This window comes from Pedobacter nutrimenti (genome assembly GCF_003208655.1).
GTDB classification, from domain to species: domain Bacteria; phylum Bacteroidota; class Bacteroidia; order Sphingobacteriales; family Sphingobacteriaceae; genus Pedobacter; species Pedobacter nutrimenti.
Map to the genome: position 1 here is coordinate 22566 of NZ_QKLU01000007.1, position 17418 is coordinate 39983.

General features: G+C 41.8%; 23 protein-coding genes. 7 read left to right on the forward strand and 16 right to left on the reverse strand.

Features of this window, described 5'->3' with window-relative positions; genetic code table 11:
* Positions 1-159: 159 nt before the first annotated feature.
* Together B0O44_RS18350 and B0O44_RS18355 are read left to right on the forward strand one after the other, a co-directional pair.
* The gene (locus B0O44_RS18350; RefSeq protein WP_054281018.1) at positions 160-417 is read left to right on the forward strand and encodes a hypothetical protein; all 258 of its coding nucleotides are present in this window, start codon (positions 160-162) and stop codon (positions 415-417) included.
* A 12-nt stretch (positions 418-429) separates the two neighbouring features.
* Entirely contained in the window at positions 430-861 is a 432-nt protein-coding gene (locus B0O44_RS18355) for a response regulator (protein WP_054281017.1), read from the forward strand.
* 86 nt (positions 862-947) lie between these two features.
* Here B0O44_RS18355 and B0O44_RS18360 read toward each other — a convergent pair whose 3' ends face one another.
* From B0O44_RS18360 to B0O44_RS18420, 13 genes are all read right to left on the reverse strand, one after another.
* Positions 948-1382, reverse strand: coding sequence for a DUF3872 domain-containing protein (locus B0O44_RS18360; RefSeq protein WP_054281016.1), 435 nt, complete (start codon positions 1380-1382; stop codon positions 948-950).
* Positions 1383-1393: 11 nt separating this feature from the next.
* Positions 1394-1951: a conjugal transfer protein TraO gene (locus B0O44_RS18365; RefSeq protein WP_054281015.1), complete on the reverse strand. Its 558-nt coding sequence runs from the start codon at positions 1949-1951 to the stop codon at positions 1394-1396.
* Between the two features lie 17 nt (positions 1952-1968).
* Positions 1969-2871 (reverse strand): conjugative transposon protein TraN, encoded by a 903-nt coding sequence (gene traN / locus B0O44_RS18370; protein ID WP_054281014.1) that lies wholly within the window; start codon positions 2869-2871, stop codon positions 1969-1971.
* 27 nt (positions 2872-2898) lie between these two features.
* Positions 2899-4230, reverse strand: coding sequence for a conjugative transposon protein TraM (gene traM, locus B0O44_RS18375; RefSeq protein ID WP_054281013.1), 1332 nt, complete (start codon positions 4228-4230; stop codon positions 2899-2901).
* Entirely contained in the window at positions 4220-4504 is a 285-nt protein-coding gene (locus B0O44_RS18380) for a nitrogen regulatory IIA protein (RefSeq protein WP_054281012.1), read from the reverse strand. Before B0O44_RS18380 ends, traM begins: the two co-directional genes overlap by 11 nt.
* 13 nt (positions 4505-4517) lie before the next feature.
* Positions 4518-4946 (reverse strand): hypothetical protein, encoded by a 429-nt coding sequence (locus B0O44_RS18385; RefSeq protein ID WP_054281011.1) that lies wholly within the window; start codon positions 4944-4946, stop codon positions 4518-4520.
* Between the two features lie 10 nt (positions 4947-4956).
* Positions 4957-5580 (reverse strand): conjugative transposon protein TraK, encoded by a 624-nt coding sequence (traK, locus tag B0O44_RS18390; protein ID WP_054281010.1) that lies wholly within the window; start codon positions 5578-5580, stop codon positions 4957-4959.
* 11 nt (positions 5581-5591) lie between these two features.
* Positions 5592-6590, reverse strand: a complete 999-nt coding sequence (gene traJ / locus B0O44_RS18395; protein ID WP_054281009.1) for a conjugative transposon protein TraJ — start codon at positions 6588-6590, stop codon at positions 5592-5594.
* A gap of 3 nt (positions 6591-6593) precedes the next feature.
* Positions 6594-7226 carry a DUF4141 domain-containing protein gene (locus B0O44_RS18400; protein ID WP_054281008.1) on the reverse strand — a complete coding sequence of 211 codons (633 nt, stop codon included), beginning with the start codon at positions 7224-7226 and terminating at the stop codon, positions 6594-6596.
* A gap of 62 nt (positions 7227-7288) precedes the next feature.
* Positions 7289-7504, reverse strand: a complete 216-nt coding sequence (locus B0O44_RS18405) for a hypothetical protein (protein WP_054281007.1) — start codon at positions 7502-7504, stop codon at positions 7289-7291.
* 20 nt (positions 7505-7524) lie between these two features.
* Entirely contained in the window at positions 7525-10032 is a 2508-nt protein-coding gene (locus tag B0O44_RS18410) for a TraG family conjugative transposon ATPase (protein WP_054281006.1), read from the reverse strand.
* Complete coding sequence (locus tag B0O44_RS18415) at positions 10029-10361, reverse strand: DUF4133 domain-containing protein (protein WP_054281005.1); 333 nt, start codon at positions 10359-10361, stop codon at positions 10029-10031. Before B0O44_RS18415 ends, B0O44_RS18410 begins: the two co-directional genes overlap by 4 nt.
* Before the next feature lie 11 nt (positions 10362-10372).
* The gene (locus tag B0O44_RS18420; RefSeq protein ID WP_054281004.1) at positions 10373-10678 is read right to left on the reverse strand and encodes a DUF4134 domain-containing protein; all 306 of its coding nucleotides are present in this window, start codon (positions 10676-10678) and stop codon (positions 10373-10375) included.
* A 212-nt stretch (positions 10679-10890) separates the two neighbouring features.
* On the opposite strand from B0O44_RS18420, the gene B0O44_RS18425 reads away from it, so the two are divergent.
* Genes B0O44_RS18425 through B0O44_RS18445 form a run of 5 tightly spaced genes read left to right on the forward strand, consistent with a single transcriptional unit; the run spans position 10891 to position 15131 of the window.
* Positions 10891-11208 carry a helix-turn-helix domain-containing protein gene (locus tag B0O44_RS18425; protein WP_054281261.1) on the forward strand — a complete coding sequence of 106 codons (318 nt, stop codon included), beginning with the start codon at positions 10891-10893 and terminating at the stop codon, positions 11206-11208.
* Positions 11209-11228: 20 nt separating this feature from the next.
* The gene (gene gapS4a, locus B0O44_RS18430) at positions 11229-12134 is read left to right on the forward strand and encodes a GapS4a family protein (RefSeq protein ID WP_054281003.1); all 906 of its coding nucleotides are present in this window, start codon (positions 11229-11231) and stop codon (positions 12132-12134) included.
* A 4-nt stretch (positions 12135-12138) separates the two neighbouring features.
* Complete coding sequence (gapS4b, locus tag B0O44_RS18435; RefSeq protein ID WP_054281002.1) at positions 12139-13275, forward strand: GapS4b family protein; 1137 nt, start codon at positions 12139-12141, stop codon at positions 13273-13275.
* A gap of 3 nt (positions 13276-13278) precedes the next feature.
* Entirely contained in the window at positions 13279-14325 is a 1047-nt protein-coding gene (locus B0O44_RS18440; RefSeq protein WP_054281001.1) for a nucleoid-associated protein, read from the forward strand.
* Between the two features lie 5 nt (positions 14326-14330).
* Positions 14331-15131, forward strand: coding sequence for a TIGR02391 family protein (locus B0O44_RS18445; RefSeq protein WP_054281000.1), 801 nt, complete (start codon positions 14331-14333; stop codon positions 15129-15131).
* Between the two features lie 19 nt (positions 15132-15150).
* On the opposite strand, the gene B0O44_RS18450 is transcribed toward B0O44_RS18445, so the two are convergent.
* From B0O44_RS18450 to B0O44_RS18460, 3 genes are read right to left on the reverse strand one after another with little or no spacing between them, the layout of a single operon-like run.
* On the reverse strand, positions 15151-15789 hold the full coding sequence (locus B0O44_RS18450; protein ID WP_054280999.1) for a hypothetical protein: 639 nt from the start codon (positions 15787-15789) through the stop codon (positions 15151-15153).
* Positions 15790-15800: 11 nt separating this feature from the next.
* The gene (locus B0O44_RS18455) at positions 15801-16214 is read right to left on the reverse strand and encodes a DUF3408 domain-containing protein (RefSeq protein WP_054280998.1); all 414 of its coding nucleotides are present in this window, start codon (positions 16212-16214) and stop codon (positions 15801-15803) included.
* A gap of 5 nt (positions 16215-16219) precedes the next feature.
* The gene (locus tag B0O44_RS18460; RefSeq protein ID WP_054280997.1) at positions 16220-16987 is read right to left on the reverse strand and encodes a ParA family protein; all 768 of its coding nucleotides are present in this window, start codon (positions 16985-16987) and stop codon (positions 16220-16222) included.
* Positions 16988-17418 lie beyond the last annotated feature (431 nt).

Consider the following 17418-nt stretch of genomic DNA (forward strand, 5'->3'; position numbering starts at 1 on the left):
TGGTAATTTTTAAAAATCCCGAGATAATAAGTAAGAACGCTCATGCTATGGCGTGGGCGCTCGCTTATTCGGGATTAGGCGTACCAGTGCCTTAGTATCGGTAAGTGTGGTTGCCTGCGCCTCTTTTTGTTGCAGGCTTCCAATACTAAAACGGATATTATGGACACTGCAAACAATACCTACCTTGCCTTTCAATTTTCTGCCTCCGAATTATCGGCTTTTGCAGTTGCCAGTGGCATTTTTACCATATCACTTAAAAACGGGAAGATAGTACACTTTTGCCCCAATGATGTCCAACATTTTCATGATTGGCTGACCGCTCATGAAATCAGAGATATACAAAAAGAAGAAAGGACAAAGCCAACCCCTCCATCTACAAATAAAAGCTGGTGGGGACGGATTAAACGTAACAAATAATATTGCAAGATTATGAACAGTAATGAAAAAGCAATTCGCATAGCCATTATAGATAACAACGAACATCTGGGATATACTTCCATAAATCAACTTGAAAATGCTGGCTATATTGTACAATTTCAAGTGAGTGACAGCGAAAAAGCATTAATGAAAATAGATGAAGACGGCGAGCTGCCCGATGTGTGCATCGTCGAAGAAGATTTTGCGGCAGCAAAATTGTTACTCGAAAAACATCCCGATTTAAAGCTATTAATATCAAGTACCGATGATGCAGAGGAAAGTGTTAGAACTATGCTGAAAGCTGGTGTATCGGGCTATATATTGAAATTCGCCGACCCTGATGAGATAATAACCGCCGTAAAAGCATTGAGCAAAGACAGGAAATATGTCAGTGTTGGAATTAGTGAAATAGCAGCAGAATATTTTAGCAGTCACAGCTTATAACGGCACAAATTAAGAACTGCAATAAAAAAGTCGTCCGACTTTTTAGGTCAGACGACTTCTATTTTCCGATTGGTATAGCCGTTCGCTTAGTCTTTATTATTAAATTGAAAACTTATCTGCTTTTCGTTCCCGAAATTGTCGCTTATCCATACATCAAACGACTGCGATACGGCAGATTGTGAGGTGTAATACAGCCGGAACTGTGTCGCTGGCAATTGGTACAAATCATTAGGCATATACGGCGGTTCGCTGTAATATCGCAATGCGCCTTGCCCGTCATATTGGAAATAGCGGATAAAGTATTTTGCATCGTTGAAATTACCACTCCGTTCAATGGTAAACCTTATTTCAACAGTCTGCCCGTTTGCCACATCTCCCGGAACTGGCATCACTTTGACCTCAAACGGATAGTTCTGCTGTATGTCGAGTTCCTCCTTATTACAGGACGATAACACGGCGGCACTTGTAAAGACCAGGAGAAGCAGCCACAAAAATTTATTTCTATTCAAAAATCGTTTCATTGTTATTCTTTTTAAAAGTTAAACCTTAGCCCAATGCCTGCTGATGGGCGGAACTGTTTTAAATCTGTACCCCATAATACTTTGGTACGACCTTGCAGGAGCAGCACAAACCTGTCGGACAGGTATGTTTCCAAAGACAAACGCCCTCCGGCTCCGTAAATAAAATTGTCTTTGTCGAGGACTTTAGAGCCATCATAGAGCGTTGCATCACTCCGGTTAATGGTTTCGTACCCGGCAACAGCAGTAAGCCCCGCATTAAGGTTTGTAGTCTTTCTTGCATCGCCTAAAAGCTGGAGGCTGTACCCCATTTCACCCGTATAGGTTTCAAGAGGTATTTGTACAGTCCTGTAATCGGCAAATTGGTGGGTATATTCTGCACCCCAAATCCAATAGTTTCCAGCTCTGCTATTTACAGTAAGGGTCAAATTCAAAAAGTAATTATCCTTTACTTTCTTAGATAACAATCCGGCGTTTACTTCCAGTCCTTTTTGTCCGGGTGTCATTCGTTGTGCTTGCGTTGCTGTAATGCTCAACACCGCAAGCATTACAGCAAAAATGTATTTTGTCATTGTTTTTTCTGTTTTGGTTACTTAATCTTTAGGTGCATAGCGTTTACCAGCTTGGCGTGTACGAGGTCGGAATTTTCGACCTGTAAGGCTTGCTGCCTGCCGCCATTCTTTTCAAAGATTTCAATTACCAATACCTTATCATCGGTAATGGTGAACTGGTCGAGTAGGAAGACGTTTTGGTCAGTCGTATTGCCCGCAATTTCGGTAAGCGGTTTATACATACGCAACGGGGTCATTGGCTTTTCCTGCACTACGGTACGCTTCGCCACTTTCTTATCTACTACTTTGAAATTCACAAAGTCAATAGCAAACGGAACGTTGCTTGTATTGCGCAACTCTGTATGAAAATAAAATTTGCCGTTGTGTACATAGATGCCTTTCAGTAGAAACTGTACGCCGTAACTTTTGGAGGCTATATGCTTTACAATCCTTTTGTCCTTTTTATAAATGGTTTCCATGAGCAACCCGGCCAGCGATGGCGAATTGCTCCCCAATTCCTCAAACAGCACATCGTTACCGTTTTCCCTGTCTGATGCTTTTTGCATCGTCAGTAAATCATAATTCAGGGTGGTTGGATAAGCACTGTAAAAAACATTGAAGTTGTAGAAACGACCATCATCGGTAATTACAGAAAAATTGGTTTCTTCTTTAAAATCTTTAACGGTAGCCTTTATACGCAGCACGTTTTCGGCATCATCTGCCTTACCTGCAATCAGGTATTCACTGCCCAAATCCACATACCGGATGGCTGCCGGAAAAATCAAATGGGAGGTCTTATTGTACGTTACCTGCATTTCGTAAGGTTCTACTTTACCCATGCTTAATTTGCTTGTATTAGATGCAACCTGCTGCGCATTGGTATTGGCAGTAAAGGCTATTAAACAAGCCATTGCCAAAAGACTTTTAAATATTGCTTTCATTTTATTGCTGATTTTTAGTGTTGAACATTAGTTTTTTGAAACAAGGAAAAGTTGATGACCGGCTTTAACGGTAACTTTCGGTGTTCTTAGTTTTTTAGAGAAGTAGCCCGATATACCCTGCACCACGCCACGGGAAAGGTCGCCTGCCGCCTGCTGCCCTGCAGAGCGGGTCATCATAATGGACGTGCCGGACGTCTGGCTCATGTTGGAGGCTATTTCCGTTAAGGCATTTACTTCAGGCGAATAAGGCACATATAAGCCTTGTTGTCCGTCCAAATCGTACACGGTTATTTCCATAGGGATAATATTGCCCTCAAATTCAATGGACGTTATTTTCAACTGTAACCTACCGCCTGCAAACTTTGCATTTGCTGTTAGCACCGTTCCCGCCGGAATAGTACGACCGGGCGTTTTCGCAGTTTCCATCAAACGCAAGCGCACACCACTTTCATCGGTTACAGTCTGCGTTTCCTGTACTATCGCCCTGATGCTGTTTTTGGGCTGCTGTACCTGCTTACTGGTTCCGGCTGTATAAAATCCCCTGTTACGGGTTTCGTTCCAGTTGGCAAGAAAAGCACTGTCTGTCGGCTCACGGTACAATGCAGACACCGCAGTTTTCCTCACAGGTGAGAACGCTACAAAATGTTCTTTTTGCGTACCGCCACCCTTTACCGGAACCGTTGTATCTACTTTATTGGATTGTGGAACTGTATTTGTTGGCAAGTACTTTGCCGCCATTTGGTACGACTTCTCCATCAATGCCATTTGGTCTTGCACGGTCGTTGTAGCGGGTACATCCTTTTCCGCCAGTTTCTCTTTCAGTTCATCAACCTGTTTGCGGAGTTCCTGCGTTTGATAATCGTTGTTGTCGTAAAATGAACCTAAAGTACTTTGGGCATTGCGATAACTGCTCAAAGCCGGATTGCCCTTAGCAGGCATACCACCTCCGTAAGCAGATCCGTCTTCGTTAACCTCATCCGGATTAGCAGCTTTCTTGTCGGCGGCACTGTCTTCGCTCCAGTAATCGGAAAGGGACATAAGCGCATTGCGTTTTTCCTGTTCTTTCTGTTCCAGCATTTCCTGTTCATACGCTTTTTGCTTATCCGATTGCATTCCGGCATCGGTAGCCTGTGGTACGGCATCATTCAAACCTATATCTACCGCCTTTTTCTTGTCGGAAGATGGTTTGAAGATTAAATACATACAGCCGAGAAATACCACGCCCATAAGGACAAAAATGATTGGCTTTTTTAGCTTTTCGGCTTTGTTCTGCGCACCGTCTTTCGGTGCATCCTGCTGGTTATTCAGGTCGTCATCTTCGACCAGAATACTCACTTTTTTGTTTTCATTATCTTTCATACATCTTATTTTTTAGGATTTTTGAAATACTGTCCTGCGGCGATACCGGGGACTTGTTTTGTTTGATAAGCGGGTTTTCGATATGCTCTATTTTCAGCTTGCTATCGCTTGCGCCAACATCATAGCAGACTTTTGCTATTACTATAATGGACAACAACACATAGCCAGCGAAAAGCAATAGCGTATAGCGGTGCTGTTTTTTTATGGGCAACTCCCGCCACCTGTCATCGAGCCTGTCAAACCACTTGCTGATTTTTGTTCGTAACTTTTTCATTCCTTGACTGTTTTTAGTGCCTGAAACCTTTGCTTTTGGGAACAACTCTTTGCTTAGGCGCATCACTCACCAAAGCGATTGCCTCCCTTACTTTGGGAGCGGTAACCACTGATAGATTTGTGAGTTCCGAATGCTTCAATAATTGCCCGTATTGGTCTTTTCTTGAAACCTCCATTTTTGAGAGGAAGAATTTTCCGTTCAGGTACTTGACCCACATACTGCATTCCACATGGGGCTTGTCTTCACCTGCCCATTGCAGGTAGCCCGTAACCAACAGTACGGGCTTAGGTGCGCCCTCTGTTCCTTTACGACAACTTTCGAGGTATTCGCCTATGCTATCTTTGAGCTTTCCGGGATATGCCCCCTGCGTATGGAAATAGCCGTTATATCCTTTGTCGGTAAGGATTTTGGCGAACGTGTTTAAATCTGATAATGCTTCCATAAAATTGGTTTTAGCGTTCGATAACCTCCATGTCTTTGTTTTCCAGCACGGCAAATTTTTCGATGTTGAAGCCCTGCGGATTGTTGTCCGAACGGACGGAGTTCACGAGGTAGCAAGAGGTAACAAGGCTGCGCCTGGTTACATTGCTTGAACGGATGATGAATTGCTTGGCGTAGGTACGAACCGCATAAGGATAGGTATCGAAATTGCAGACGACACTATCTACTTCGATGCGCTGTTGTACGTTGCCCGAAATGATACGGTTGTAATAGCCCTTTTCCGAAAGGTCTTTGTAGTAATCAAAAGCCGATTTATCTGCGAGATTAAAAGCCCGCTTCATATTGCTTTCGATAGCATTCTTATCGGGTGCGAGCGTAAAAAACAATTCATGGAAACGCCTAACGTGTTCACGGGCTTCCACTGGTCGGTTAATGCTGGCATCCTGTGATAAAGCAAGCATCAATGATTTGCCGTTATCCAATACATAAATCTTTTGTCTTTGTAACTCCGCAAAGCGGTAGGACTGCCAAAGGGCATATCCTACCACTGCAATGCAGAGAATGGCAAAAACAATAGCGTACAGTCTTATCTGTCTAAAACTGTTTTCGATGTTTCTTAATGTTTTAAATTCCATTTTTACGATGATTAATTTTTGTTCAATAGCCTGCCGCCAATGTTGCCCACTGCGGCTCCCGTTCCGGCTCCGGCAAGATTTCCTGTTTTTGCAGCCGTAGAGTTTACGTTACGCATAAAGTTTCCTGCACCGCCTGCCTGTATTACCCAGCCCGCCACCGTTGGGATAGTGAAGTAGCCCACTATGCCTATCAGCATAAAAATGATATACACGGTATTGGAAGTATCGGGGATGTAAGTAGGGTCTGCCAGCATTTCAATATCCCGCTCCAGTATGAGCGATTGTATTTTCGCCAGTATGGAACTGAACATATCGGATATGGGCAGCCACAGATAAACGCTGATATATCGGGTTAGCCATTGCGTGAGCGTGGACTGAAAACCGTCCCAAACGCTTATCGCAAAGGCTATCGGCCCCAATATAGACAGTACGATGAGGAAGAACGTCCGTATCGTATCTATGACCAATGCCGCTGCCTGAAAGAGTATCTCCAGCAGGTCACGAAACCACTCCTTTATGGCTTTCTCCATTTTATAGGCTTGCCTGTCGAGATACATTCCCGTCATGGTAGCCAAATCGGACGGCGACCAGCCCAATTCGTCCAGCTTCTTATCAAATTCCTCGTCGCTTACGAGGTAAGCGGTTTCGGGATTGCGAAGCATGGCTTCCCGCTCCAACTGGTCTTTTTGCTGTTGTAGCTTGTTCAGGTCAAGTACCTGCCCTTCGAGCATGGAGTGCGTGCCTTTTACTACGGGAGACATTACCGCATTGATGGTTCCTAAAACCATCGTGGGAAAAAACATAATGCAAAGCCCGATGGCGAACGGACGGAGCAAAGGGAACACGTCTATGGGTTCTGCCCGGCTCAACGCCTGCCACACTTTCAGCGCAACGTAGAACAGTGCGCCCAATCCGGCAATTCCTTTGGCTATTGCAGCCATGTCTGCCGTCAATGGCATCATTTCATCGTACAGGCTGCGCAGCATTTCGTGAAGGTTATTCCATTCCATAGCTTACCAATATTTTTGTTCTGCGGTTCCGTACAGTTCCAGCACACGCTTGGTGTTGTTCTGTTTCTTCGCCCTCAAAATGCTTACAGAAATATTTTTATTGGTGTAATAGCGTACAAGGTTATGGTAGTCCTTAACCTCTTTGTACACTTTGTCGATTATATCCATACGCTCCTTATCATTTAAGGAAAGCCCGGTCGAGGTAACGATTTGTTTCAACTCTTTCAGCAACTCGGTACTTTCATTCAGAAGCGTAGAATAACCATTAGCAATTGCCGTCAATTCCTGTGGGGTGAAATTGGGGTCGTTCATCATCTTGCCGAAATTCTTCACGTACATTTCGGACACATCGCCCACCAGCAAAACGGTCTGCTGTACCTTGCGGGCATCTTTAACCAGGTTGTTTACGGCTTTCAGTTTGTCGTAATACTCTTTGCCTTGGTCATACACCTTTTTTACCTCATTGAAATTCTTAACCACATTCGATACGGTGGATGAGGTCTGCACGATTTCGTTTGCACTGTTGAGAATGCCGGAGATAAGATTACCGGGGTCAGTTACTACAAATTGTGCTTTAGCGGATGGTGCAACGGCAAGCATAATTGCCGTACACACCAGTAACATTGCTTTTTTCATTGTTTCTGATTTTTAAAAATTAATAACTGTTTGATTTTTTCTTTTCCTGTTGAAAAGCTGCTTTACATTTTCCGACCCATTTTCCTTTTTGGTTCAGGAGGCTTCTTTTGTTGCAGGTCATTGAGCCGGGTAAAAAAGTCTTGCAGGCTTTGAGGTTGGGATGCTGCTGCTTCCTTGCACAGTTTTGCAAAATCCTGTTCCTCTTTGTTGGTGGGGTCGGCTTCAAATATCAAAGCCTTGTTACCACCAATGGGCAGTGTGATTTTCTCCTTTTCCACTTCTCTTGCTTTTAAAATGATTAGTAACTGTTTGCTTTCTCACGTCTTTGGAGGGCAATGCGTTTAATGGCTTGCTCCACGTTACCATCCAGTTCATGGGCAAGCTGCATCACTTCCATTTTTTCGGTTTCCTCCGTGGTGTAGGCTAAGTATTCTTCGAGCGATACCTCTGTGGCGTAAACTGCGGAATGCGTACCGCCCAGCCCAATCCATACTTCTTTGTAAAGCCTTGACGGGTCGTTGTTCATGTTGATGGAAAGGATTTGTGATTTTTCCTTTTCGGTAAGTCCGAGCATCGCCTGAATGTCATCGAACTTGTTCATGTACTTGCGCTGGTCAAGCAGGATTTTGCAGTCGGAGTTGTTGATGATACTTTCTTTCACGATGGGCGACTGGATGATGTCGTCCACTTCCTGCGTAACCACGATGGCTTCACCAAAGAATTTGCGGACGGTCTTAAACAAATACTTGATGTATTCTGCCATACCCTCTTTAGCAATCGCTTTCCACGCTTCTTCAATCAGTATCAGCTTACGCACACCTTTGAGCCTGCGCATCTTGTTGATGAACACTTCCATAATGATGATTGTGACCACGGGAAAGAGGATTTTGTGGTCTTTTATCGCATCAATTTCAAACACGATAAAACGTTTGGAAAGCAGGTCGAGTTGCTTATCGGAGTTCAACAGGTAATCGTATTCGCCGCCCTTGTAGTAAGGTTCCAGTACGTTCAGGAAATTGGCGAGGTCAAAGTCTTTTTCCCTTACCTGCTTTTCTTCCAGTACCGTTTTGTAATCACCCTTTACATATTCGTAGAATCCGTTGAACGATGGGTATTCATCGTTTTGCTTAATGTGGTCAATGTAACCGCTCACGGCGTTTGACAACGCCACTTCTTCCGAACGCTTCGGCGGTTCGTCATCACGCTTCCAAAGCGTAAGGATGAGGGTTTTGATGCTTTCCCTTTTCTCAATGTCAAATACGCCGTCATCGGTATAAAAGGGATTGAACGCAATCGGGTTCTCTTCGGTGTAAGTAAAGTAAACCCCGTCTTCACCTCTGGTCTTTCCTTTAATCAGTTCGCATAAGCCCTGATAGGAATTACCTGTGTCCACGAGCAGGACGTGTGCGCCCTGTTCGTAATATTGGCGCACCATGTGGTTAGTGAAAAAAGACTTACCCGAACCCGATGGCCCCAAGATGAACTTGTTGCGGTTCGTGATGATGCCTTTTTTCATTGGCAGGTCGGAAATATCCAAATGGATAGGCTTACCCGTAAGCCTGTCTGCCATCTTGATACCGAAAGGCGATGGTGAACTTTGATAATTGGTTTCTTCGGTGAAGAAACACAGGGCGGGTTCAATGAACGTGTAAAAACTTTCCTCGCTTGGAAAGTCGGCCGCATTGCCCGGCATAGCCGCCCAATACAGCGTGGCAACGTCAATGGTATTGTGGCGAGGCTTGCACTCCATTAAAGCCAATGCGCTACCGGTATCGTTCTTTAGCTGTTTGAGTTCGTTTGCATCATCCGACCACGCCATTACATTGAAGTGCGCACGGATAGACGAAAGCCCGAAGCTGTGGGCTTCGTTCAGGTACTTTTCAATCCACTCTTTGTTGATTTGATTTGCACGGCTATACCTTGCCAGCGAGTGCATATTCCTTGCGGATTTTTCAAACTTGCGCAGGTTCTCATCGCTGTTATCCAAAAATAAATACTGGTTGTAGATATGGTTACAGCTAAGGAGCAAGCCCACCGGAGCCGCAAAGGACAACAGGCAGTCGCTTCTATCGGTGGACAGCTTTTCATAACGTGTATTTGCTGATACTGTTCCGGGCAAATCGTCTGTATCTGAAAGCGTGTGCAGGCACAATCGCTTATTACCGATGCGCACATCTTCCGTACCGAGTGCCAAATCCTGCAACGGCGTATTGGCTGTCCGTGATAAGGTCAGGTATTGCTCCAACAATCCCTGTTTTTCATTTGCACCGATGATGTCATCTTCTGTCAACCGTTCCAGTTTCACAAACCCGCTGTCGTTGATGATGCGCTCGAATTGCGCCACCGCTTCCATAAATCGGCGGACGGTTTCTTTATCCCTTATTTCTTTCGGGATAAGAACGCCTTTGCAAAGCGAACTAAAGTTGCTTTGCATCCGCATACGCTCTTTGGTTGTCTTCGTCAAAAAGAGGTAGCAGTAATGGTTGAGAAAAGGACGCTCGTTGAAATGTTGCTGGTAGGATTTCGCTAAGAAACTCAATCCGTCCTGTGCAATATCCGGTGCATAATTTTCCTTGATGAACCAATCCTGTTTGTGGATGATGGAGTAATCCGGTAAGGTTTTGATTGCCTTGTGCCATGCGGAGTGTATGGCATCGTACTCCGGTGATGCTACGGTAAACAGTTCCGGCAGGTGTACCCGAAAGCAGGCGGTAATGTCTGCATCTTTTGAAATGACGCAGTTGTGTTCCACCGCCAGTAATGGAAACTTGCTTTCCAGCGTTGTAGTTTTTGCGGTGTTTCTCATACGGCATCGGATTTAGAGGTGAACCTTAAACTGCGATGTACCGCTTTGCGACTGATGATGTATTTGGGATGCTTTTTCTTTGCGCCCAGCTTCATCAACCCGTGTTCGCCGTACTTGCCATTTAATGAGAATGTTTTCCAAACAATCAGTGATGCACCGCCTGCGCCTATGAACAGGCAGATGTAGGAGTTTACGCCTGCCATGTACATAATCATAACAAGGATAAGCACGCCGAGCAAGCCACCTGCGAAGATGAACAGGTATTGTGCTTTCAGCCCTTTGAACTCTACGGTTCTTCCAATGCCTTTGTTGATGTTGTAATTACTCATAGGGCATTGGATTAAAGGAAGAATGAACGCAGGATGGTTGCTGCAACGATTAAGAAGATACACGCACCGAACCAGCTTGCCGCCGTTTTCGATGTGTCCGGGTCGCCACTGCTGAATTTGTTGTAAACCTTTACACCTCCGATTAACCCAACCACCGCACCGATGGCATAAATCAATTTGGTAGCCGGGTCAAAATATCCCGTTACCATTTGTGTTGCTTCCTGAATGCCAGCATTGCCGTTTCCCTGTGCGAACACACCAAATGCCGACAGTAACGCAACGCCTGTCAGCAATACTTTTTTCTTTCTTCTTTCCATAATCTGAATGAATTATTTTGTTTCTACTTCCCGCTTTCTGTGGGCTTTCGGAACAAAAGTGTCAGGAAAAAAGAGGCGCAATAACGATGTGTCTTTCAGTGGAATTACTTGGCAGTGAGTGGCAGTGTTATGAGTAATTGATACCTATGAAATACATATTTTTCAAATCATAGAATTTTATTACTTTTGGACAAATGATGTCCAAGAAGTCAATGTCAACATTAGAAAGAATATCATTTGGCGAGTATGTCCGGTCATTAAGGGGAAAAGCGAATCTTCCTCTTAGAAAAGTCGCAGCGGAATTGAATATTGATACGTCAACATTGAGTAAAATAGAGAAGAATGAACGAAATGCCAATGAACAAATCATTGATGGAATTTCAAGAATGTTCAAAATTGACCAGTCCGAACTAAAGGTTAGATACATTAGCGATAAGATCACTAATCAACTTCTTAATGAGGAAGATGGACTTGAAATCCTAAAAATAGTAGAGAAGAAAATCAAATACTATCGAAGAAAAAAAACTTAGACTTAACTTAAATAGAAATTATGGGAGAATATTCAAAACGTGTAGGAGAAGTAGGCGAAACAGTAGTAGCGGATTTTTTAGCCCTTATAGGATGGATAAATCCTTTAAGAAATGATGATATTGATAGTATTGATACCGAGTTCAGAAAAAGAACAAATGGGATAGATGGATATTTTCATTACGTTAATCCTATGGTGAGCAGCACAATTGAAAATGTCATCTATTCATCAAAATATAGCACAGATCCTTATCCTGTATCACAAGTAACAACACAATTTAAAGAGCGATATCTTGAATTAGCTAAGGCAATTGAATCCTTTAAAAAGTCTGAGTTAAAACAATACACAATAAATCTTCACCAGAACATTGACACACATTTCGATCGAGGTGTTTTGTTTTGGTTGAACAATTCAGGAACAGGTGAGAACGATTTAGTAAGTCGATTATCTCGGATTGAGTTAAATACAGGGGTAAATCACGACGGCATTTTTTTAGTTGACAATAAACGGATTGAGTTCATATATGATTCGATTTGTTTTGCTCAATTGAAATATCGTCTACACAATATTGACTTTGTTTATTTCAACAATGGGCTAAATAATGATGACCGAAATCCACGAAACGGGAGAGTTATGCCGATTCAGTACATTAACTCAAGTATATTACCATTGAGAGCATCAAAGGAGAATGAAACAACTATCATTATAAATGCAATCGACAATTTTGATAGAGATGATTTGATGAAATACATGGGAATAGCAAAAAATATTGGCTGTAATGCACAAGGAGCGACATTAATTGGCTTTCCGGACTATTCAGAAACTGAACATTTGCCAACGGTAAACAACATTAAGCAAATATTCAATGATGCCTCTTTTACTTCGCAGTTAGAAGTAGTAAATTATAATAACCCTATTTTACGTTAGTACTATGGAAAAGTTAGAAGTAAATAAGCATATCCCTTTTGGAGCAACTCTTCAGGACGTTTTAAATCATCCGTCATTATCCGACACAAAATTGAAATACTTGCTCAGACTGCGTGGAATTTATTTAGAGGATTCAAAGAATAATGATACATATCCAATTTTATTGTCAACAATACTTTCTCCGAGTGAATTTGAATATATTAAAGAAAACATTCGAGGAAAAGAATTAAACCAAAAAATTCTTTCAAGACCTTTAGCCTGGCATAATACAGATGATCTCATTAAAGTTGTTCCTGACAAGATTGATTTAAAGGAAATTATAAGAACAGCGGATTCACGACAGGCTGTTATTTCGCAAACCAATTTTGCAATGGTTGAAGGAAATCCAAACAAAGTGAAAATGCAATTTAGATGTCAAACGAATAATTATAATTCTGGCTGGTATAGAACTAAAAATGAGTATGATGGAGAAATTGTCTTAGAGAAGGTACAAGAAAATGACAAGGTATATCTAAGAATGATTTACACCTCTCCTGAAACTCAAACAATTGCGGATTTGGGTGTTAAGCATTTGGTTAATGAGTTTAAAAGTAAAAACTATACTAAACCAAATACAGACGTTGAAAGAATCTTGTATAGCAATTTCACAAATGAAGAAAGGATTAAATTTTTTTTAAGTCTAACTGATAGTTCTGAAATTTTTGAATTTCAAAGAGCCACAGATTTGGATATTGCTCCTGATAGAACTATGGAAATGCCAATTGAAATTGCCAAGTTAATGACGGGTAAAGTAAATACTTTAAAAATAAATGGCGAAACACTACATGAACATTATTTGATTAATGAAAATGAGAATCATAAATATATTGAGTTAGCCTCAGTTGAAGCTCTTTACAATTTTTCCTATCATGCCGCTGAAGGGAACTGCGTAGTTCAATTTGGCTTCAACGGATATTTCAAAAAACGACTTAGCAACATTGAATTTTCAATAGATGTTTCAACCGTTAATCTTAAAGATGAATATAAAGGAGTAAACAAAGATAAAGTGAGGTTATTTTTATTACAAGAATTTGAAAAATTCAAAATGGAAAAATATAATTTACTGAAATCTCAACCACATTCTGTACAACATACGACATAAAAGATGAATAATATAGATTTTACCCAAGTAGAAATAGAGAAAATTATTACGCACCAAATTGGAAATAAATTACGAGATGAAAAATATAGTCTTTCTAATGAAGAATCGCTCTTAGCATCGGACACGAAAAACTATCTTTTAAAATATTTCTTATCCCTTTTAAAAACAGAAGAACTTTACAAATTTACCCATGCAGTAAATATTGAGATGAATGAAGTGTTTACTTTAGCTAAGCAGATATTTTCAGATCCAAATTCTTTTATCTCAAATTCTCAAAGTATAGCAAAATTACTTTATGAACAGTCAATGCACCCCAAAATAAAAGAAGGGCAACTCAATATTTCACTATTCGACAATATAATTATAGAAGATGAGGTTGTTAATGTACTTGGCATTTTCAAATCAGAAACACCTTCTCCATTTATTCAGATGAAGAAGCAAAGATCGAATTATAATATTGTACATGAAATTGGATTCGATTTGAAAAGCATGGATAAAGGCTGTTTGATTTTCAATACAACTGCCGAAACAGGATATAAAATTTTAATTATTGATAATGCAAGCAAATCAAACGAAGCACAATATTGGAAAGATGAGTTTCTTAATGTGAGCATTATCAAGGATGAATACCATCAAACCAACCAATTTTTAGGAATAGCCAAACAGTTTGTAACAAAGCAATTAGATGAAGACTTTGAGTTGAGTAAAGCCGATAAAATTGATTTTTTAAATCGATCTGTGGACTATTTTAAAAAGAATGAGACATTTAATAAAGAGGAGTTTGAAGAGGAAGTGTTTGGAGACAACAATGTTATTGAATCGTTTAGAAAGTTCGATCAAACTTACAGACAGGAAAATGAGGTAGAATTAGCAGATAGCTTCCCAATATCTTCCCAAGCTGTAAAAAAACAATCTCGTGTTTTCAAAAGCGTACTAAAACTTGACCGAAATTTCGACATATATATTCATGGGAATAAAGATCTTATTGAAAAGGGTGTTGAGAAAGATGGTAGGAAGTATTACAAAATCTATTACGAGGAAGAAAAGTAGAAAGTATGGCAAGTATTAAACGTCCAATGTTTGAAGCGCATGTGTTGGAGGGATTATGTAAAACTATTGGAGATGCTTCGGATGGTTTGACAGGTACGGAAATAGGGCAAATTCTATTGAACGCAAACATCCCGGATGTTGACCCTCAAAACACAAAATGGAGAAGACTGTATTCTGCATTTGCTGATTGGCAGAATAAAAATCAATGTTCAAATCATATACTAAGATTTGTGCAAGATGCTTTGCAACCTGTTCGGTATATTGGGAAAGAAGAAATTTTTCATAACCGCAGATTAGAGGTTAATAAACGTTTAGCGTTTATAGGTACAGAACTCACAGAGCAAGGTAAATTCAGATTAGTTGAAAAAGCTACAACAATCGCAGAAGCCGAACAACGTGCCAGCCGCTTAAAACATAAGTTGGAAAGCAGGAATGTTCATGCTGCGATATTTGAATATTGTAAGGCTGAACTATTGGTTGAAAACTACTTTCATTCTGTTTTTGAGGCTACCAAAAGTATTGCAGACCGTTTAAGGAAAATGACCGGGCTTTATGCAGATGGCAATGCTTTAGCAGAAACTTCATTTTCTACCAGTAATCCGTTGGTTAAAATCAATCACTTAAAAACGGATACGGATAGAAGCGAGCATTTAGGATTATGCAACTTGATTAAAGGTATGTTTGGCTTAATTAGAAACTCTACGGCGCACGAACCTAAAATCAAATTTGAAATTACCGAAGACGAGGCTTTGGATATTTTGAATACCATATCCTACATTCATAAAAGACTTGATAAAGCGATATAAACAAAAGGGAGCTGTCTTTTCAGACAAACTCCCCAATGTCGAAACCCTCTAAATCCTTATTCCGCACGTTGGAAGAATTGAAATCCGCTCTGGCGGGGAGGCTTTTATCCAGCAGCTCCGCAATCTTTCGTGAAGCCCCCTCTATGGAGTTTTCGAGCAAGCTAAACAATTCGGTTCCCTGTATTCGCTGAACGATGTCTACCGCTTTTTGTTGAGAGGCAGGTTCCAGCACGTCTTGCTGAAGCAATGCCCCCACGGTTGTCAGTTCCTCGTAGGTAACCCCTGTGGCAAACCCATTGTCGCTGTTCGGTAATCCCTGTTCTTGCCATTCCTCGTCCTCACTCTCAAAATCGGAAACAGGTTCACTCCCAAAAACTTCATCCAATTCCTCCTGCGGAATTTCCCTCGCAAAACCTGCTTCGTTGGTTTCTGCTTCAAAATTATCAGGTATATCAGCCTTTTTATCAAATTGGCGTTTCGTGGCACTTGTTGGCACTATGTGTCGCTTTACAGGCTTTGGCTTGCCCATTATTTCCGATAAATCGGGATTTACCGCAGGATGTTGAGGCTTGCTTTTCACCACCTTTTTGATGATGATTTTATCCTTTGCCAGCAGCACAATAACAATCAGCAGGCAGATAACAATTATTATTTCCATAATCAAATACTTTAAAATATGGGTTTAAATTTCTCATTAAAATCATCGGTGATGGCTTTCTCAAACTGTTCAAAATGGTGTTCGAGAATATTGTCCAAATAAGCATACAGGGGTATTTTATCCTCACCGATAACCTGTACAATACGGGAAAGCCGTTCGTGATATTCCTGCCGGATGTAAATGCTTTTATCACCCCTGCGGGTCATGGTATGACCATTGAGGAAACGCTCACCGTAACTGAACCCGGAAACTTTCTTTTGACGGGTACGCTCCTTAGATGCGGGCTTTTCGTCTATCAACTCCTTTTGTTCTGCCTGGGGTTCCTCCGTTGCTTTTTCAGGCTTTTTTGTTTCACCCGCCATTATGGACATGATGTATGCCTCGTCTATCGGGGCATTTGTTTTTTTCTTATTCTCATTTTCCATAGCCGTTACAATTTGACGGTTCTTAAAAACTCTACCATAAACAAATCCAGCCCGCAGGCTTTCATCAATCTTTCATCGGGAGGTAATAATGTGGAGCGGAAAACGGTCTTTGCGGTAGCTTCGCTTTCCTTGCGAAAGCGTTTGCTGTCTGCAATGCGGGTTTCCATCGTTTGCAGCCCAACTTCATTGATGATATTTCCATAGGCTTCATACAGGTGCGATTTTTCCCGTCCGTCCACCTGGTTCCAAAATAACCGTATCGTTTCGATGCAAGTCTGTCCCCGTTTCATCAAAACATTGGTCAGAACATCGGTAAAGCTCAATGTACTTTCCATCACTACACGGTCTGCCGTGATAGGTGAAAAGATATGTTGCATTCCTGCCAGCGTATTGAGCAAGCCGGGGGTGTTCACAGTTCCCGGTAAGTCGAAGAAAACCACATCCACCGGGACATCGGAAGATTGTAAAAATGCCTCCGCATCCCTTAAAGCATTGTCTGCCTTGCTCTGCAATACCGGATATGCTTTTTTGTTAATGGTCGTGAACTGGCGGTACGCCAGTCTTTTCAGGATTTCGCTTTTCATCACCGTTTTTAAATCCCGTTCCCGCATCTGCCAAAGACTGTGCTGTGGGTAATCACAATCAAATACGACCACGTTATACCCCATGCGGTAATGGAGTATGCTTGCAGTGATGGTGGTAAAAGTGCTTTTACCCACGCCTCCTTTTTGGCTGGAAAAAGCAATGAATCGGGTTTTGTTTTTTGTTTCCATTTTCTATTCTGTTTTAAAATTTAATTCTGTTTGTACTGCCTGCAATCCTGCGGGATGGCTTTCTTGATAGCGTGTTATCCTGCATGAAATAATACTGTCATGCTATCCCGATGGAACTCCGGCTATCAGGCAAACAACCTTTCTGCCTGTCGTGCCGACCATCTTGCATTTCTGCTGTCACGCTTGCAAGCCGTTTCCTTTGTGAGCTGTCATGCCACCTTGCAGCCCAACATGAAAGCCGTCCTGCTTTCTTTCAGGTGTGCCAGCCTGCCGGACTGAATGCTATCAGACATTCTTAGGTTCCTGCAATCTTGTATGCTGTCTTTCTGAACTGCCAACCGGAATGAATGCCTGCCAACACGCTTGCCTGAATGCTATCACAAAGGAGCGGGTTATTTTATCGCATTGCTGCGAAGTGGTAGCTATTGGCG

Excerpts from the sequence above, each read along its gene's own strand:
- traM (WP_054281013.1), bottom strand. The coding sequence starts at position 4,230 with ATGAAAGATAATGAAAACAAAAAAGTGAGTATTCTGGTCGAAGATGAC.
- B0O44_RS18420 (WP_054281004.1), bottom strand. The coding sequence starts at position 10,678 with ATGGAAAGAAGAAAGAAAAAAGTATTGCTGACAGGCGTTGCGTTACTG.
- gapS4a (WP_054281003.1), top strand. The coding sequence starts at position 11,229 with ATGGGAGAATATTCAAAACGTGTAGGAGAAGTAGGCGAAACAGTAGTA.
- B0O44_RS18350 (WP_054281018.1), top strand. The coding sequence starts at position 160 with ATGGACACTGCAAACAATACCTACCTTGCCTTTCAATTTTCTGCCTCC.
- B0O44_RS18440 (WP_054281001.1), top strand. The coding sequence starts at position 13,279 with ATGAATAATATAGATTTTACCCAAGTAGAAATAGAGAAAATTATTACG.
- B0O44_RS18365 (WP_054281015.1), bottom strand. The coding sequence starts at position 1,951 with ATGACAAAATACATTTTTGCTGTAATGCTTGCGGTGTTGAGCATTACA.
- B0O44_RS18455 (WP_054280998.1), bottom strand. The coding sequence starts at position 16,214 with ATGGAAAATGAGAATAAGAAAAAAACAAATGCCCCGATAGACGAGGCA.
- B0O44_RS18425 (WP_054281261.1), top strand. The coding sequence starts at position 10,891 with ATGTCAACATTAGAAAGAATATCATTTGGCGAGTATGTCCGGTCATTA.
- B0O44_RS18380 (WP_054281012.1), bottom strand. The coding sequence starts at position 4,504 with ATGAAAAAGTTACGAACAAAAATCAGCAAGTGGTTTGACAGGCTCGAT.
- B0O44_RS18400 (WP_054281008.1), bottom strand. The coding sequence starts at position 7,226 with ATGAAAAAAGCAATGTTACTGGTGTGTACGGCAATTATGCTTGCCGTT.
- traJ (WP_054281009.1), bottom strand. The coding sequence starts at position 6,590 with ATGGAATGGAATAACCTTCACGAAATGCTGCGCAGCCTGTACGATGAA.
- traK (WP_054281010.1), bottom strand. The coding sequence starts at position 5,580 with ATGGAATTTAAAACATTAAGAAACATCGAAAACAGTTTTAGACAGATA.
- B0O44_RS18385 (WP_054281011.1), bottom strand. The coding sequence starts at position 4,946 with ATGGAAGCATTATCAGATTTAAACACGTTCGCCAAAATCCTTACCGAC.
- B0O44_RS18355 (WP_054281017.1), top strand. The coding sequence starts at position 430 with ATGAACAGTAATGAAAAAGCAATTCGCATAGCCATTATAGATAACAAC.
- B0O44_RS18410 (WP_054281006.1), bottom strand. The coding sequence starts at position 10,032 with ATGAGAAACACCGCAAAAACTACAACGCTGGAAAGCAAGTTTCCATTA.
- B0O44_RS18415 (WP_054281005.1), bottom strand. The coding sequence starts at position 10,361 with ATGAGTAATTACAACATCAACAAAGGCATTGGAAGAACCGTAGAGTTC.
- B0O44_RS18460 (WP_054280997.1), bottom strand. The coding sequence starts at position 16,987 with ATGGAAACAAAAAACAAAACCCGATTCATTGCTTTTTCCAGCCAAAAA.
- gapS4b (WP_054281002.1), top strand. The coding sequence starts at position 12,139 with ATGGAAAAGTTAGAAGTAAATAAGCATATCCCTTTTGGAGCAACTCTT.
- B0O44_RS18445 (WP_054281000.1), top strand. The coding sequence starts at position 14,331 with ATGGCAAGTATTAAACGTCCAATGTTTGAAGCGCATGTGTTGGAGGGA.
- traN (WP_054281014.1), bottom strand. The coding sequence starts at position 2,871 with ATGAAAGCAATATTTAAAAGTCTTTTGGCAATGGCTTGTTTAATAGCC.
- B0O44_RS18360 (WP_054281016.1), bottom strand. The coding sequence starts at position 1,382 with ATGAAACGATTTTTGAATAGAAATAAATTTTTGTGGCTGCTTCTCCTG.
- B0O44_RS18450 (WP_054280999.1), bottom strand. The coding sequence starts at position 15,789 with ATGGAAATAATAATTGTTATCTGCCTGCTGATTGTTATTGTGCTGCTG.